Raw genomic sequence first — 14,217 nt, forward strand, 5'->3', positions numbered from 1 at the left:
CATGATGAATACTTATTTGATGACCGCAGTCTGCTGCTTGCTCAGGGCGGCCTGGTAAGCCGGATGTTCACGCAAGGTGGCGAAACAGAATCCCTTTTGTTCCAATCCTGAAATCAGTGGCTCCAGCACCGTCGGCGCCCACGGATCCTTACGCGACCAGATGCCCAGATGCGCCATCACGATGTCGCCGTCCTTCAGTTTACGCAAGGATTGTTGCAACAGCATGGCATTGGGCCATTTGTCGCTCGGCAGTTCGTCGCCGGAAAAGCCGGCATCGGCCCATGCCACATGAGAATAACCGCAAGCGCGTCCTGCCGCCAGCAGTTGCGGCGTCAGCTTGCCGCCCGGGGCGCGCCACAGGTGGTCCAGCGTGGCGCCGGTCAATTCCTTGAAACGCCGGGCCACGCGCTGCAGCTCGTCGCAGTATTGCGCAGCGGTCCAGACTTCCTTTTTGCCGGCATGGGCGCCGAATTGCGGCTTGACCTCGATATGGCCATCGGGAAGATCGCGCTGCACATAGACATGATCGAAAGTATGGGTGCCGAAGGCATGGCCTTCCGCCACTCGCGCCTTCCAGTAGGGCGCCCACGCCGGATCAAGCGTGTAGTCGCCGTTGATGGTCTTTTCGTTGGCGAGGAAGAAGGTCGCCTTGATGTGATGCCGGTTCAGCGTCTGCGCAATGAACTCGGCCTGCGACTGGCTGCCGGTATCGAAAGTCAGGTAGATCGTTCCCTTGCAGGCGCCGGCGTCGTCGGTGGCCGCCTGCGCCGGCCAGATCGCGACCGCCATGACGGTCAGGGCGGCGAGCTTGCGCAGGCGAGACGGGGCGATCTGCATCAGAGGTCGGGAGCGCGATTGAAGAAGTAAATACCGTGCGGCGAGCGGCCGACCGGGATGACTTTCACGACTTTTTTGCTGGGCAAGTCGATGACTGCGACCTTCTTGATCCAGCGCAAGGTGACCCACATGGTCTTGCCGTCCTCAGTCACTTCCATGCAATCCGGACCGCCCGGCACGGCAATGTGGCCGACGCTTTCCAGGGTCTGCAGGTCGATGACGTTGATAGTATTGGACACGCGGTTGGAGACGTAGACGTAACGCTTGTCGCCTTGTGCACGGAAATTGTGCGCGCCTTCGCCGGTACGGATCGTCTTGACTGTCTTTTGCGCGCGCCAGTCGATGACCTGGACATAATCCTTGCCCATGATGCCGATCAGCAGGTATTTGTTGTCAGGCGTCATGAAAATACCGGCGGGCAATTTGCCGGTTGGCATGGTCCATTTGACCTGTTGCGTGGCGAGGTCGATGGCGCTGACTTCGTCGCTGCCTTGCTGGGTGACGAAGGCGGTGGTGCTGTCGGCGTCGAAAGCAATATGGCTGGGTGTTTTCGCCAGACGCACGCGCTTGGCGAGGTCGAGGTTATGTCCATCGTAGCGATAAATGTCGACGCGATCCAGCCGCAGGCCATTGGCGACGAACCATTTCTGGTCCGGCGAAAAGCCGATTTGATAGGGATCGATAATGCCGCGCAACTGGCGTTGCACTTGGCCGGTCTTGGGATCGAGAAAAATCAGTTGATTGCCGGTGGCGCTGGCAACGATGAGCGACTTGTTGTCGGGCGTCGCCATCAGGTGGTGCGGTTCCTTGCCTACGGAAAAAGTGTTGATTTCCTTATAAGTCGCCTGGTCGAGCAGGGAAACGGTCGCGTCTCCCGAATTAAGTACGACGACCACGTTCGCATATACCGGAGCATTGAGCAACACGCACAGCGCCAAAAGGATAAGCCGGGAAAACCGGGCAAGACTATGCAGCATGAAGAACTTTACTTGAAAAATTGCGATCTTATCGTGCATAACATTTGTAAAAAGCACGCCCCAAGGGAACATAACGCCTCTACCGGCCATTCGGCTGACACGAGAGGTGTTGATCCGGTTGTTTTGGTTTACACTGCGACCACCCCCGTTCAGTAACGCAGCATGCTCATGCGCAAAACGTAGGGAAGACGGGCTTTCCAGAACCCTCCCGCTCCCGGACGCGCGGCTAAAAACGGCATAAACATACTCTTTGAAAGGAAAAAAATGTCTACTATCGCTACCTCCTCTGGACTGCAGTACGAAGAAATCCAGGTTGGCGCAGGCGACGAAGCCAAGGCAGGAAACCATGTCAGCGTGCATTACACCGGCTGGTTGCAAAATCCGGATGGCAGCGCCGGCAGCAAATTTGACTCCAGTAAAGACCGTAACGATCCGTTTGCGTTCCCTCTGGGTGCAGGCCATGTGATCAAAGGTTGGGACGAAGGCGTGCAAGGCATGAAGGTCGGCGGCATCCGCAAGCTGATCATCCCCGCTTCCCTCGGCTATGGCGCACGCGGCGCCGGCGGTGTGATTCCGCCCAACGCCACGCTGATCTTCGAGGTCGAACTGCTGGCTGTCTGAGCCAGTTTCAAGGCATCAAGGAGGAAACAATGAGCCTGCAAGAACAATTTGAACAAACCTTGGCGGAATCCAAGAACCTCTCGGAACGCCCGGACAATATGACCCTACTGAAGATGTACGGCCTGTATAAGCAAGGCAGCAGCGGCGACGTGCAAGGCGACCGTCCGGGCATGACCGATTTCGTCGGCCGCGCCAAATGGGACGCCTGGGAAGCCCTCAAAGGCTTGCCGCAGGAAGAAGCCCAGCAGCAGTACATCGACCTGATCGCCGAACTCAAGGGCTGATCCCGACGGCCGGAACAAATAAAAAAACCGCCATGTAAAAAAACCCAAAGGTTGGACTTTTGTCCAACTTTAAGGGGTCAGTTCAAAGGCGGTTTTTTTATTGCATGCAGAACAATTTTTTATCACACTTTCGGTTGCACGTCGCGATTGAGCAGATTCGGCGGCGTCTGCCCCGACAAGGCCGCGATCAGATTGTCGGCTGCGCAGTTGGCCATGGCCAGCCGGGTCGGCGTCGAGGCGCTAGCGATATGCGGCGTCAGCACGACGTTCGACAGCGCCAGGAAACCGGGATTGAAAGCCGGTTCGTTTTCAAACACGTCGAGGCCGGCCGCAGCGATCTTCTTGTCGCGCAAGGCGTCGATCAACGCCGCGTCGTCGACAATACCGCCGCGCGCCAGATTGATCAGCGTGGCTTGCGGCTTCATCAATGCCAGGTCGGCGGCCTTGATGGTGTGATGCGACTCCTTGGAATACGGCAGGACCAGGATCACGTGATCCGCTGTACGCAACAGTTCCTCCTTGCCGACATAATTGGCGTTATTGGCGCGCGCTTCCAGTTCCGGCGCGAGACGCGAACGGTTGTGATAGACCACGTTCATGTCGAAACCCATTGAGCGGCGCGCAATCGCCTGGCCGATGCGGCCCATGCCGATAACGCCCAGCGTCGAGCCATGCACGTCGGGACCGACGAAGCTGTCGTAACTCCATTTTTTCCAGTGTCCTGCGCGGAGCCAGTGTTCCGATTCCGTGACGCGGCGCGCGGTGGCCATCAACAAGGCCCAGCCGAAATCGGCGGTGGTTTCGTTGAGTACGTCGGGCGTATTGGTCGCCTGCACCCCGGCCTTGGTCGCAGCGGCAATATCGATGTTGTTGTAGCCGACCGCCATGTTGCAAACCGCCTTCAATTGCGGATTGGCCGCGAATAATGCAGTCGTCACCGGCTCGCTGGGCGTGGAAAACAGACCCGCCTTGCCCTGCACTTTGACAATCAGTTCATCCGCGGAAAAGATGCGGTCTTCCTGATTCGACTCGACGTCGAAATGCTGCGCCAGGCGCTCCAGCACTTCGGGGAAAACGGCACGGGCAACGAATATCTTGGGTTTCATGCATGTCTCTTTTATCGTTAAACAAAAAACAGAAAGGTCATCACGATGAACAGCGGCACCAGGATGGCCAGCGACCACGCCATATAGCCGAAGAACGAAGGCATCTTGATGCCGCGCTCTTCGGCAATGGCCTTGACCATCATGTTGGGCGCATTGCCGATATAGCTGTTGGCGCCCATGAACACGGCGCCGGCGGAGATCGCCGCCAGAGTGGAACTGAGCGTCGTCATCAACGTATGCGCGTCGCCCGAAGCAGTATTGAAGAACACCAGATAAGTCGGTGCGTTGTCGAGGAAGGATGACAGCAATCCGGTAATCCAGAAATACATGGCGTTGACGGGCTGTCCGTCAGCGCCGGTGACGGCGCGCACTACCGCGCCGAACGCGCCAGTTTCGCCGGCGCGCAGCATGGCAATGACGGGAATGATCGTAACAAAAATGCCGGCGAACAGTTTCGCCACTTCGAGGATCGGCCCCCAGGAAAAATCGTTCCCTTCGCGTGCGATTTTCGGTGTACTCCACAAGGAAATCAGGATGACCGCAATCAAGGCGATATCGCGCAACAGATTCTGCAACTCAACCGGCGTACCCATGACGGAGAATTCCACCCCAGGCTTCCAGAAGCCGCTCATCAGCACCAGCCCGATCACCACCAGCAACAGGAAGAAATTGAATTTCCCTTCGAAGCGGATGCCGGAATCAGGTGTGGGATCGGCAGCGGGAGGCAACTCCTCCTCTTTGTTTTGATAAAAATGGCGATCCAGAAAATAAAATATCACCAGCAATGAAACGCAGATGAACAAGGTTTCCGGAAAGATGTTCTGCATGGTCCAGAAAAAATCCACGCCCTTGAGGAAACCCAGGAACAACGGCGGGTCACCCAGCGGCGTCAGCGAACCGCCGGCATTGGCCACCAGGAAAATAAAGAACACCACGATATGCACCGCGTGCTTGCGGTTGTCGTTGGCGCGAATCAGCGGGCGTATCAGCAGCATCGATGCGCCGGTGGTGCCCATGATGCTGGCCAGCACCGTCCCCAGCGCCAACAGGCCGGTATTGAGTGCCGGCGTGCCGTGCAGATTGCCGCGCACGCAAATGCCGCCGGCCACCACGAACAAGGCGGTCAGCAAGGCAATGAAAGGAATGTATTCCGCCAGCAAAGCATGCACCGTCCCGGCCACTGCGGCGTGAGCGCCGAACGCGACGGCAAACGGCAGCAAAAAAGCCGCCGCCCACGCGAGTGCAATCTTGCCGAAATGGTGGTGCCAGAAATGCGCGAACAGCAACGGCCCCAGCGCGATCGACAACAGCAGGCCGATGAATGGAATTCCCCACGATGCAGACAGGCTGCCTCCATCAAGATCGGCCGCCACGGCCGGAATGGGAAGCAGCAAAGCGAGGGCCAGGCAGGCCGAGATTGTGGAAAGTTTTGTGCGCAATTTTGGCCCTGTAGAAACGAAAAAACCGGATCGGACGAGGGCACACTATAACAGCAAGGCCGTTGCCGATCACCAGGATCGGCTCGCTTTAAAATATTTCAACCCGAGCAATTTTATTGCGGATTCATGTACGGGAAAACGCTTATTTGATTTCGAACACCTGCCGCAAATACTTGACGTAGGCTTCATCGTCGCACATGTTCTTGGCCGGCGTATCGGAGAGTTTCGCCACCGGCTGGCCGTTACAGCGCACCATCTTCATGACCACCTGCAAGGGCGTATAACCGAGGTCGTTGGTGAGATTGGTGCCGACGCCGAAGGCGACCTTGGCGCGGTCCTTGAAACGCAGATAGAGCGAGACCACCTTGTCGAAGTCGAGGCCATCGGAGAACACCAGCACCTTGCTCTTGGCGTCGACGCGGTTGTCGTTGTAGTGCTGCAGCAAGCGCTCGCCCCATTCGAAGGGATCGCCGGAATCGTGGCGGGCGCCATCGAACAGCTTGCAGAAATACATGTCGAAGTCGCGCAGGAAAGCATCCATGCCGTAGACATCCGACAAGGCGATGCCGAGGTCGCCGCGATACTCCCGCGCCCACATTTCAAAGCCGTATATCTGCGAATCGCGCAGGCGCGCACCGAGCGCCTGGCAGGCTTGCAGGTATTCGTGCGCCATCGTGCCCAACGGCGTCAGATCGTGCTGCATGGCGAACTGGACGTTGGAGGTGCCGGCGAAATGGCTGCCCATGCTTTCCTTCATCGCCAGGATCACCTCGGCATGCCAACTGCGCGAGAAACGGCGGCGCGTGCCGTAGTCGGCGATCTTGCAACCTTCCAGCAGGGGATTGTCGGTCAGCAGTGCGATTTTTTCGCGCAGGCGCGCGCGGCCGGTTTCGTAATCGGGCGCACGCTGCGTATCGCGGAAATAGACTTCGTTGACGATGGCCAGCACCGGCACTTCGAACAGGATGGTGTGCAACCACGGCCCCTTGACCTGGATCTCGATCTCGCCGTTGTTGGCCGGCGATGGCACGACGCTGATGTATTTTTCGTTGAGGTGGAACAAATCCAGAAAATCGACGAAATCGCTCTTGATGAAGCGAAAACTTCGCAGGTAGGCCAACTCAGCTTCCTGGAAGCGCAGGCGGCACAAGGCGGCTATTTCGGCCTTGATCTCGTCGATGTAGGGCGTCAGGTCGATGTCCTCATTACGGCATTTGAAGCGGTACTCGACTTGCGCCCCCGGGAAGTGATGCAACACGACCTGCATCATCGTGAACTTGTAAAGATCGGTATCGAGCAAGGAAGAAATAATCATGGTGCCTGACGATTCGCAATGATCGTTGCTATGAAGGGACAAGGGATACTATCTTACCTTGGATGAAGCGGAAGGCGCCCCGTCCGCGGGCGGGGTCGATGTTCGGGCACGGCCCGCAACGCTCATCGCATCGCCGACGCCGGCCGGCGGCTTCTGACATAGGTGTCGCCCGGCATGTAGCGCATGCCGTCGAGGTAGCGCCAGTCGTTCATGCTGCTGCGGCCGTCCTTGCAGACCAGCGTTGCGACGAAAGCGCCCATGCTCGACTGCTGGTCTTCGGCGCGGAAGGTGATCGGACCGACCGGTGTTTCCACGCCCAGGCCGCGCATGGCGACGACCAGTTTCTCCGAATCGACGGAGCCGGCCTTCTTGATGCCTGCGGCGATCGACATGATGGTGCTGTAGCCGAAGATCGCCGACAATAGCGGACGCTCGCTGAAGCGCTTCAGGTATGCCTCGCGAAAGCGCTGATGTTCGGCGGTCGCGATCTGTTCGGCGGGATAGCCGAGCACCACCCAGTTCTTGGCGCCTTCATATTGCGCCAGCGTGTCACCGATCGCTTCGCCAGCGGACATCGAAAAGACGGTGCTGGCGGCGAACAAGCCCTGACGGCTGCCCTCTTCCGCGAACTCCTTCAGATCGCCGCCGAACGTGGCGTTGAAAATAGCGTCCGGACGCGCCTGGCGCAGCACCTTCACGACTGCCTCGGCGCGCATCTTGCCGAGGGCCGGCCATTGCTCGGCGACGAATTCGACGTCCGGACGGCGTTCTTTCAACAACAGCTTGAAGTTGGACACTGCACTTTGCCCGTACTCATAGTTGGGCGCGACGATGGCCCAACGGCGTCCCGGCAGCCTGGCGGCGACTTCCGCCAGCATCGCGGCCTGCATGTAGGTCGACGGCCGCAGGCGGAAGGTATAGCGATTGCCCTTGTCCAGCGTAATCGCGTCCGACAGGGCGTCGCCGACCACGAACAGCTTTTTCTCCGACGCCGCCGTCTTTGCCACGGCCAGCGCCACGTTCGACAGCATGGAACCAGTCAACACGTCCACGCGGTCCGTCCTGATGAGGGCTTGGGCATGCCGGACCGCTTCGTCGGAACTGCCATTGTCGTCGCGCGCAATCAGCTCCAATTGGCGGCCGAGCAGACCGCCGGCGGCGTTGATTTCGGCAACGGCCAATTCGGCCCCGTTACGGTAAGCCTGGCCGGACTGCGTCGCGCCGGTAAAACTGTTGATTTCGCCGATGCGGATGTTCCCGGCCTGGGCCGCCGCAGCCGCCGCCACGCCCGCAGCCATTGCCAGCACGGCCAGAGCGCGCCTCATGAAGCCTGCCTTTGCTTGTTCGTCATGCACTTTTAATCTTGTCCTTGGACGAATGAATATTTCATATTTACTTATACGCAATCTGTATAAGCCTCATTTGTGAGAAAAGTTGAATTGCCTTAAAATACAAGGCTTTCCAGCCGGTTGCATAGAAATTGTTGCTCAAGCAGAGGATTTGCTCCGAATTTGCCTGAAAAATACGCAACACGCAGGAAGAATACAAACTCCGGCGGCAATATCCATACGTGCGCAAAATGAATCGCGCCATATTGCCACTAATTCCGGGTGAGTTTGCCATCGGTTTTAAAGAAATTTTACAGATAGGACTGTTATGACCCACGTTGTGACCGAATCCTGCATCCGCTGCCGTTACACGGACTGCGTTGATGTATGCCCGGTTGATTGCTTCCGCGAAGGCCCGAATTTTCTCGCAATTGATCCGGACGAGTGCATCGACTGCGCCGTTTGCGTTGCGGAATGTCCGGTCAATGCGATCTATGCGGAAGAAGACGTCCCGGCCGATCAGCAGGAGTTCATCAAGCTCAATGAGCAACTGGCGCGCAACTGGCCTTCTATCACCAAGACCAAGGCCCCCCTGGCGGAAGCCGAGGAATGGAAAGACGTCAAGAACAAACTGGAGTTCCTGCAACGCTAAGCGCTGCATCGGCGCGGCGCCGGGAACACTGACAGCAGAGCCCGGCTCCGCCCTCCTCGACCGACAGCCTTCACCTCCAGCCATCCAGCCAAGACCGGGAATGCATGGGCGATATGCCGTGCAGACCTGCCCTGGCCGATAGCCAATTGAGCCTGGAAGCACCCTCAACTGAAACGGGAATTGGATTTTTATATGGATAACTTCAAGATCGCTGCCGCCGACGCCGGCAAGACAACACCGATCGAAACCGATGCCGTCATCGTCGGCGCCGGTCCTGTCGGCCTGTTCCAGGTATTCGAACTGGGCCTGCTGGAAATCAAGGCGCACATCATCGACTCGCTCCCCAATGTCGGCGGCCAATGCGTCGAACTGTATCCTGACAAGCCGATCTACGACATCCCTGCCGTACCCGTCTGCACCGGCCAGGAACTGACCGACAACCTGTTGAAGCAGATCGAGCCGTTCGATCCGATTTTCCACCTGGGCCAGGAAGTCACCGTGGTGCAAAAGCGCGAAGACGGCCGTTTCGATCTCGAAACTTCCGCCGGCACCAAGTTCATCACCAAGACCATCTTCATCGCCGCCGGCGTCGGTTCGTTCCAGCCGCGCACGCTGAAGGTCGACGGCATCGAAGCCTTCGAAGGCTCGCAACTGTTCTACCGCGTCAAGGAACCTGCGCTGTTTGAAGGCAAGAATATCGTCATCTGCGGCGGCGGCGACTCCGCGCTGGACTGGGCGCTGAACTTCGTCGGCAAAGCCGAATCCGTCGTGCTGCTGCACCGTCGCGAAGAATTCCGCGCCGCGCCGGCCTCGGTCGCCAAGATGAAGGAACTGTGCGAACAGTACGAAATGCAATTCCTGGTCGGCCAGGCCACCGGCTTCGAAACCAAGGACGGCAAGCTGTCCGAGATCAAGGTCACCGGCGCCGATGGCGTCACCCGCCGCCTGCCGCTGGACATGCTGCTGGTGTTTTTCGGCCTGTCGCCGAAGCTGGGTCCGATCGCCGAATGGGGCCTGGACATCGAGCGCAAACAGCTCAAGGTTGTCGACACCGAGAAATTCGAAACCAATGTTCCCGGCATCTTCGCAGTCGGCGACATCAACACCTACCCGGGCAAGAAGAAACTGATCCTGTCTGGCTTCCACGAAGCCGCGCTGGCCGCTTTCGGCGCGGCGCCCTACATTTTCCCCGAGAAGAAGATCCATATGCAGTACACGACGACATCGCCGAAACTGCACAAGATCCTCGGCGTGGAAACACCGGTTTTCGATTAATCCCGTTTTGCCGACAAAGCCCCTCTCCATTCGGACAGGGGCTTTTTTCTTGCCTTTCGCCCCACATATAGGTTCAAGTCAAACATTCGGATGCCGATAATGTCGCTATAAATCGTTGAATAAAAAGCCTTTATTTGATCGACAACCTGAAAATTCTTTGTCGACATTTGGTGTTTTTATCATGCCCCGAAGCGCCACGGCCACAGGCAAAGCATGGTAAAATATTGCATTGCAACATAGCAAGATTGTAGTCTCGACAGCACATGATGCCGTTGTGAACCTATCAGCCAGCTTCATGCGTAATATGTGTAAAGGTCCGCCATGCTTTATCAACTTCACGAATTAAACCGCGCCTTTCTCAATCCCCTGATGCAATGGGCGGAAACCTCGGCCAAGCTGTTCTCCGACCCAGTCTCCCCGCTAGCCCACACGCCATTTGCACAACGTATCGCTGCCGGCTACGAGCTGTTGTATCGCCTCGGCAAAGACTACGAAAAACCTCAGTTCCAGATCGAATCGACCGAAATCAACGGCAAGACTGTCGGCGTCATCGAAAAAATTGCCGAAACAAAACCTTTCTGCCGCCTGATCCACTTCAGCAAGGATATGGACAGCAAACAGTTTGCCGCGCTCGGGCAACCCACTGTGCTGCTGGTGGCGCCGCTGTCCGGCCACCATTCGACGCTGCTGCGCGACACCGTGCGCGGCTTGCTGCCGGGCCATGACGTCTTCATCACAGACTGGACCGACGCACGCATGGTGCCGCTCGACAAAGGCGCCTTTCACCTGCACGACTATGTCTATTACATACAGGAATTCATCCGCACGCTCGGTCCGGACGTACACGTCATTTCAGTGTGCCAGCCGACCGTGCCGGTGCTGGCGGCGATCTCACTGATGGCCAGCGCCGATGATCCCAGGCTGCCCAAGAGCATGACCATGATGGGCGGCCCCATTGACGCCCGCAAATCGCCGACCTCGGTCAACGACCTGGCGACCGAAAAGCCGTTCAGTTGGTTTGAAAATACCGTGATCTACAGCGTACCGCCGAATTATCCCGGCTTCGGCCGCAAGGTTTATCCGGGCTTCCTGCAACACGCCGGTTTCGTCGCCATGAACCCGCGTCGCCACGCGGAAAGCCACTGGGATTTCTACATGCACCTGCGCGACGGCGACGACGAATCCGCCGAAAGCCACCGCAAATTCTACGACGAATACAATGCCGTGCTGGACATGCCGGCCGAGTTCTACCTGGAAACCATCAAGATCGTGTTCCAGGACTTCGACCTGCCGCAAGGCACCTGGAAGATCGAAGGCAAACCGGTGCGTCCGCAAGATATCAAATCGGTGGCGCTGTTCACCATCGAGGGCGAGCTGGACGACATTTCCGGCTCCGGCCAGACCCAGGCCGCGCAAGATCTGTGCTCGTCGGTTCCCAAGTCGCGCAAGCAGCATTTCACTGCCCCCAAGTGCGGCCACTACGGCATTTTCTCGGGCCGCCGCTGGCGTGAAATCATCTGTCCCAAGATCGGCGAATTCATCAAAGCCAACTCCTGATCGCAGCATGTCCCGCAAGCCTTTGCCGAACGCCGGCAAAGGCTTTTTTGTCGCCTGACGGTTCTCATTTCCCACGCCATGCCGGTTTCCCGGGATAATACGGCTTCATTTCGCTTTTTTATCTCACCGTGTCATCTTCCGCAGTCCTCTCACTTGCCGACCAGATCGAAAACCTGCTGCCGCAAACCCAATGCGGCAAGTGTGGCTACCCCGCCTGCCGCCCGTATGCGGAAGCGATTGCAGATGGCCGCGCCGGCTACAATCAATGTCCGCCCGGCGGCGCGCAAGGCGTCGCGCGGCTGGCGCAATTGCTCGGCAAGCCGGTCGTGCCGCTCAATCCCGCCAACGGCGTCGAACGCAGCCGCACCCGCGCGGTCATCGATGAAACCGCCTGCATCGGTTGCACGCTGTGCATCCAGGCCTGCCCGGTCGACGCCATCGTCGGCGCCGCCAAACAAATGCATACCGTGCTGGCTGATGCCTGCACCGGCTGCGATCTGTGCGTGGCGCCCTGCCCGGTTGACTGCATCGAGATGGTGGAAATCACGCCGGGCAAAACCGGCTGGAACGCCTGGTCGCAGGAACAAGCCGACGCCGCCCGCAGGCAGCATGATTTCCGCAACGTCCGACTGCTCCGCGAGAAGGAAGAAAACGATGCCCGCCTGGCCGCGAAAGCCGCCGCAAAACTCAGGGAAGTCGAAGCAGTCGACGCACTGACGCCCGCAGAAAAAGCCGAGCAGGATCGCAAGAAAGCCCTCATCCAGGCAGCCATTGAACGCGCACGCCTGAAAAAAGAACAAGCCGCCGCCAGCAGCGACCAACCGAACGCCAAGCCAAACTGACCAGCCATGAACAGCGAAAAACGCCGCGAAATCTTCACCCGCCTGCGCCAAGCCAATCCGACCCCGACCACCGAACTGGAGTACTCCACGCCGTTCGAGTTGCTGATCGCGGTGCTGCTGTCGGCCCAGGCCACCGACGTCTCCGTCAACAAGGCCACGCGCAAGCTGTACCCGGTCGCCAATACGCCGGCCAAGATCTACAAGCTGGGCGTGGACAAGCTGATTCCCTACATCCAGACCATCGGCCTGTTCCGCACCAAGGCCAAAAACGTCATCGAGACCTGCCGCATCCTGCTGGAACAGCATGATGGTGAAGTGCCGCAGACACGCGAAGAGCTGGAAGCCCTGCCCGGCGTCGGCCGCAAGACTGCCAATGTGGTGCTCAATACCGCCTTCGGCCATCCGACCATCGCGGTCGATACGCATATCTTCCGCGTTTCCAACCGTACCGGCATTGCGCCGGGCAAAGATGTCGATGAAGTCGAACGCAAGCTGATGAAATTCGTGGCGCCGGAATTCCTGCAGGACGCCCATCACTGGCTCATCCTGCACGGTCGCTACACCTGTACCGCGCGCAAGCCGCAATGCTGGAACTGCATCATCGCAGATCTGTGCGAGTTCAGGCAAAAAACGCCGCTGCCGCAAAAGGGTGTTTAGGACAGCCGCTAGCGGCGTCCTGTCAGCGTCTCCCTGTCAATCAATTGGCGCTGCCGCTGATGACCTTCTTCACAACCCAGCTCTGGTTCTGCACTTCATAGATGGTGAAGGTCGGATTGTTGAGGTCGCCGTCCTGATTGAAGGAAATCGTTCCCGTCATGCCGTTGAAGCGAATTTCATGCAGCACTTCCGCGACCCTCTTCGGCTCCACTGAATTGGCCTGCCGCATGGCGGCGATCAGCACTTGCGTAGCGTCGTAAGCGAACGGGGCGTACAAGTCGATATTGCTGTCGAATTTTTGCATATAGTTCTTCTCGAAGCTCTTCCAACCCGGCATTTTATCCATCGGCAAACCCGGCTCCAGCACAATGCTGCCATTGCCGTCGGCGCCCGCCGCCCGCAGGAACGGTAAGCCGACCGTGCCGCTGGCACCGATGAAGCGGGTCTCGGGATTACGCCGCTTCAGGCTGCGTGCCAAGGTCGACGCCTGCATGTCGAGTCCGCCGAACAGTACGGCGTCAGGCCGTAGCCTGGCCACGTCGGCCAGCACCGCATTGAAGTCCGAAGTCTTGTCGCTGACGGAATGCGAACCGACAATCTGGGCGCCGTTATCCTTCGCCGAACGGCTGAATTGCTCGGCGAAGCCGCGTCCGAACGGCGTGCCGTCGTCAACCACGAGAAAGCGCCTTGCCTGCAGGCTCTTGACGGCATAGTCGGCGGTGTAGCTGCCGGCGCTGCCGTTGTTGCCAATGGTGCGGAACACGGCACGGTTGCCTTGCTGGGTGTACAGCGTGCTCATGGTAGCAGGTGAAATCTGGATCACGCCGGCAGCATTGTAGATGGGTGCAGCCGCCAGGCTGGCGGCGCTGTTCCAGTGCCCGATCACGCCGATGACGCCGCTTTTGACGAGATAGTGCGCCACGAATTCGGCAGTGCGCGGATTGGTGCGGTCATCCTGGATCAGCGCCTGCAACTGCACCGGCTTGCCCTGGATTTGCAAACCGTGCCGGTTGGCTTCATCGATCGCCAGTTGCACGGCATTGGCCATGCTTTTGCCGACGCCGGCGGAAGTGCCGCTCAACGGACCGGCATAACCGATCAGGACGATTTGCATTTCTTTCTCTTTCGCCGCTTCTTTGGCGACCGACGCCATCGATGCCAATGGCGCCGCCAACAACAGGAACGCTAGCTGAAAACTGCAAAGCATGAGTTTCATGAGCGGAGTTCCCTTTCTCCCTGGATGTGACGATGTGTGCTCGTCTTGCGCGGACATATTACCGCAGGACAATTCGATCTGCTTGAATCCTTGTGCAGAATGCCTTCGCAA

14 protein-coding genes are annotated in these 14,217 nt (G+C 58.4%); 7 read left to right on the plus strand and 7 right to left on the minus strand.

Annotated features, from left to right (window positions below):
• Nucleotides 1-12: 12 nt before the first annotated feature.
• Together RV1423_RS12920 and RV1423_RS12925 are read right to left on the minus strand one after the other, a co-directional pair.
• Complete coding sequence (locus RV1423_RS12920; protein ID WP_051516667.1) at nucleotides 13-789, minus strand: polysaccharide deacetylase family protein; 777 nt, start codon at nucleotides 787-789, stop codon at nucleotides 13-15.
• A gap of 47 nt (nucleotides 790-836) precedes the next feature.
• Nucleotides 837-1,814, minus strand: coding sequence for a cytochrome D1 domain-containing protein (locus tag RV1423_RS12925; protein WP_034297268.1), 978 nt, complete (start codon nucleotides 1,812-1,814; stop codon nucleotides 837-839).
• Between the two features lie 264 nt (nucleotides 1,815-2,078).
• Between RV1423_RS12925 and RV1423_RS12930 the strand changes: the two genes are divergently transcribed.
• Together RV1423_RS12930 and RV1423_RS12935 are read left to right on the plus strand one after the other, a co-directional pair.
• Nucleotides 2,079-2,435 carry an FKBP-type peptidyl-prolyl cis-trans isomerase gene (locus tag RV1423_RS12930; RefSeq protein ID WP_034297101.1) on the plus strand — a complete coding sequence of 119 codons (357 nt, stop codon included), beginning with the start codon at nucleotides 2,079-2,081 and terminating at the stop codon, nucleotides 2,433-2,435.
• A 29-nt stretch (nucleotides 2,436-2,464) separates the two neighbouring features.
• On the plus strand, nucleotides 2,465-2,719 hold the full coding sequence (locus RV1423_RS12935) for an acyl-CoA-binding protein (protein WP_034297103.1): 255 nt from the start codon (nucleotides 2,465-2,467) through the stop codon (nucleotides 2,717-2,719).
• Nucleotides 2,720-2,841: 122 nt separating this feature from the next.
• Here RV1423_RS12935 and RV1423_RS12940 read toward each other — a convergent pair whose 3' ends face one another.
• The 4 genes from RV1423_RS12940 to RV1423_RS12955 form a co-directional block, all read right to left on the minus strand.
• Nucleotides 2,842-3,825: a D-glycerate dehydrogenase gene (locus tag RV1423_RS12940; protein WP_034297106.1), complete on the minus strand. Its 984-nt coding sequence runs from the start codon at nucleotides 3,823-3,825 to the stop codon at nucleotides 2,842-2,844.
• Nucleotides 3,826-3,842: 17 nt separating this feature from the next.
• The gene (locus RV1423_RS12945) at nucleotides 3,843-5,264 is read right to left on the minus strand and encodes a sodium:proton antiporter (RefSeq protein WP_155835101.1); all 1,422 of its coding nucleotides are present in this window, start codon (nucleotides 5,262-5,264) and stop codon (nucleotides 3,843-3,845) included.
• 142 nt (nucleotides 5,265-5,406) lie between these two features.
• On the minus strand, nucleotides 5,407-6,579 hold the full coding sequence (pncB, locus tag RV1423_RS12950) for a nicotinate phosphoribosyltransferase (protein ID WP_034297107.1): 1,173 nt from the start codon (nucleotides 6,577-6,579) through the stop codon (nucleotides 5,407-5,409).
• A gap of 122 nt (nucleotides 6,580-6,701) precedes the next feature.
• On the minus strand, nucleotides 6,702-7,904 hold the full coding sequence (locus RV1423_RS12955) for an ABC transporter substrate-binding protein (protein WP_034297272.1): 1,203 nt from the start codon (nucleotides 7,902-7,904) through the stop codon (nucleotides 6,702-6,704).
• A gap of 331 nt (nucleotides 7,905-8,235) precedes the next feature.
• Here RV1423_RS12955 and fdxA point away from each other — a divergent pair, with 331 nt between their 5' ends.
• The 5 genes from fdxA to nth all read left to right on the plus strand — a co-directional run bounded on the left by fdxA (nucleotide 8,236) and on the right by nth (nucleotide 12,890).
• Nucleotides 8,236-8,559, plus strand: a complete 324-nt coding sequence (fdxA, locus tag RV1423_RS12960) for a ferredoxin FdxA (protein ID WP_034297109.1) — start codon at nucleotides 8,236-8,238, stop codon at nucleotides 8,557-8,559.
• A 192-nt stretch (nucleotides 8,560-8,751) separates the two neighbouring features.
• Nucleotides 8,752-9,834, plus strand: coding sequence for an NAD(P)/FAD-dependent oxidoreductase (locus RV1423_RS12965; RefSeq protein WP_034297274.1), 1,083 nt, complete (start codon nucleotides 8,752-8,754; stop codon nucleotides 9,832-9,834).
• Between the two features lie 321 nt (nucleotides 9,835-10,155).
• Nucleotides 10,156-11,391, plus strand: coding sequence for a polyhydroxyalkanoate depolymerase (locus RV1423_RS12970; protein ID WP_034297111.1), 1,236 nt, complete (start codon nucleotides 10,156-10,158; stop codon nucleotides 11,389-11,391).
• A gap of 128 nt (nucleotides 11,392-11,519) precedes the next feature.
• Nucleotides 11,520-12,233 carry an electron transport complex subunit RsxB gene (gene rsxB, locus RV1423_RS12975; protein ID WP_034297112.1) on the plus strand — a complete coding sequence of 238 codons (714 nt, stop codon included), beginning with the start codon at nucleotides 11,520-11,522 and terminating at the stop codon, nucleotides 12,231-12,233.
• Between the two features lie 6 nt (nucleotides 12,234-12,239).
• Nucleotides 12,240-12,890, plus strand: a complete 651-nt coding sequence (nth, locus tag RV1423_RS12980; RefSeq protein WP_034297114.1) for an endonuclease III — start codon at nucleotides 12,240-12,242, stop codon at nucleotides 12,888-12,890.
• Between the two features lie 40 nt (nucleotides 12,891-12,930).
• Here the strand turns inward: nth and RV1423_RS12985 are convergent, their stop codons facing one another.
• On the minus strand, nucleotides 12,931-14,106 hold the full coding sequence (locus tag RV1423_RS12985; protein ID WP_231502246.1) for a branched-chain amino acid ABC transporter substrate-binding protein: 1,176 nt from the start codon (nucleotides 14,104-14,106) through the stop codon (nucleotides 12,931-12,933).
• Nucleotides 14,107-14,217 lie beyond the last annotated feature (111 nt).

Source organism: Herbaspirillum sp. RV1423, from assembly GCF_000577615.1.
Lineage (GTDB): Bacteria > Pseudomonadota > Gammaproteobacteria > Burkholderiales > Burkholderiaceae_D > Herbaspirillum.

Bases quoted from the DNA above. Each gene is read 5' to 3' on its own strand.
- RV1423_RS12920 (WP_051516667.1), bottom strand. From the start codon at position 789: ATGGCGGTCGCGATCTGGCCGGCGCAGGCGGCCACCGACGACGCCGGC.
- RV1423_RS12925 (WP_034297268.1), bottom strand. From the start codon at position 1,814: ATGCTGCATAGTCTTGCCCGGTTTTCCCGGCTTATCCTTTTGGCGCTG.
- RV1423_RS12930 (WP_034297101.1), top strand. From the start codon at position 2,079: ATGTCTACTATCGCTACCTCCTCTGGACTGCAGTACGAAGAAATCCAG.
- RV1423_RS12935 (WP_034297103.1), top strand. From the start codon at position 2,465: ATGAGCCTGCAAGAACAATTTGAACAAACCTTGGCGGAATCCAAGAAC.
- RV1423_RS12940 (WP_034297106.1), bottom strand. From the start codon at position 3,825: ATGAAACCCAAGATATTCGTTGCCCGTGCCGTTTTCCCCGAAGTGCTG.
- pncB (WP_034297107.1), bottom strand. From the start codon at position 6,579: ATGATTATTTCTTCCTTGCTCGATACCGATCTTTACAAGTTCACGATG.
- RV1423_RS12955 (WP_034297272.1), bottom strand. From the start codon at position 7,904: ATGAGGCGCGCTCTGGCCGTGCTGGCAATGGCTGCGGGCGTGGCGGCG.
- fdxA (WP_034297109.1), top strand. From the start codon at position 8,236: ATGACCCACGTTGTGACCGAATCCTGCATCCGCTGCCGTTACACGGAC.
- RV1423_RS12965 (WP_034297274.1), top strand. From the start codon at position 8,752: ATGGATAACTTCAAGATCGCTGCCGCCGACGCCGGCAAGACAACACCG.
- RV1423_RS12970 (WP_034297111.1), top strand. From the start codon at position 10,156: ATGCTTTATCAACTTCACGAATTAAACCGCGCCTTTCTCAATCCCCTG.
- nth (WP_034297114.1), top strand. From the start codon at position 12,240: ATGAACAGCGAAAAACGCCGCGAAATCTTCACCCGCCTGCGCCAAGCC.
- RV1423_RS12985 (WP_231502246.1), bottom strand. From the start codon at position 14,106: ATGAAACTCATGCTTTGCAGTTTTCAGCTAGCGTTCCTGTTGTTGGCG.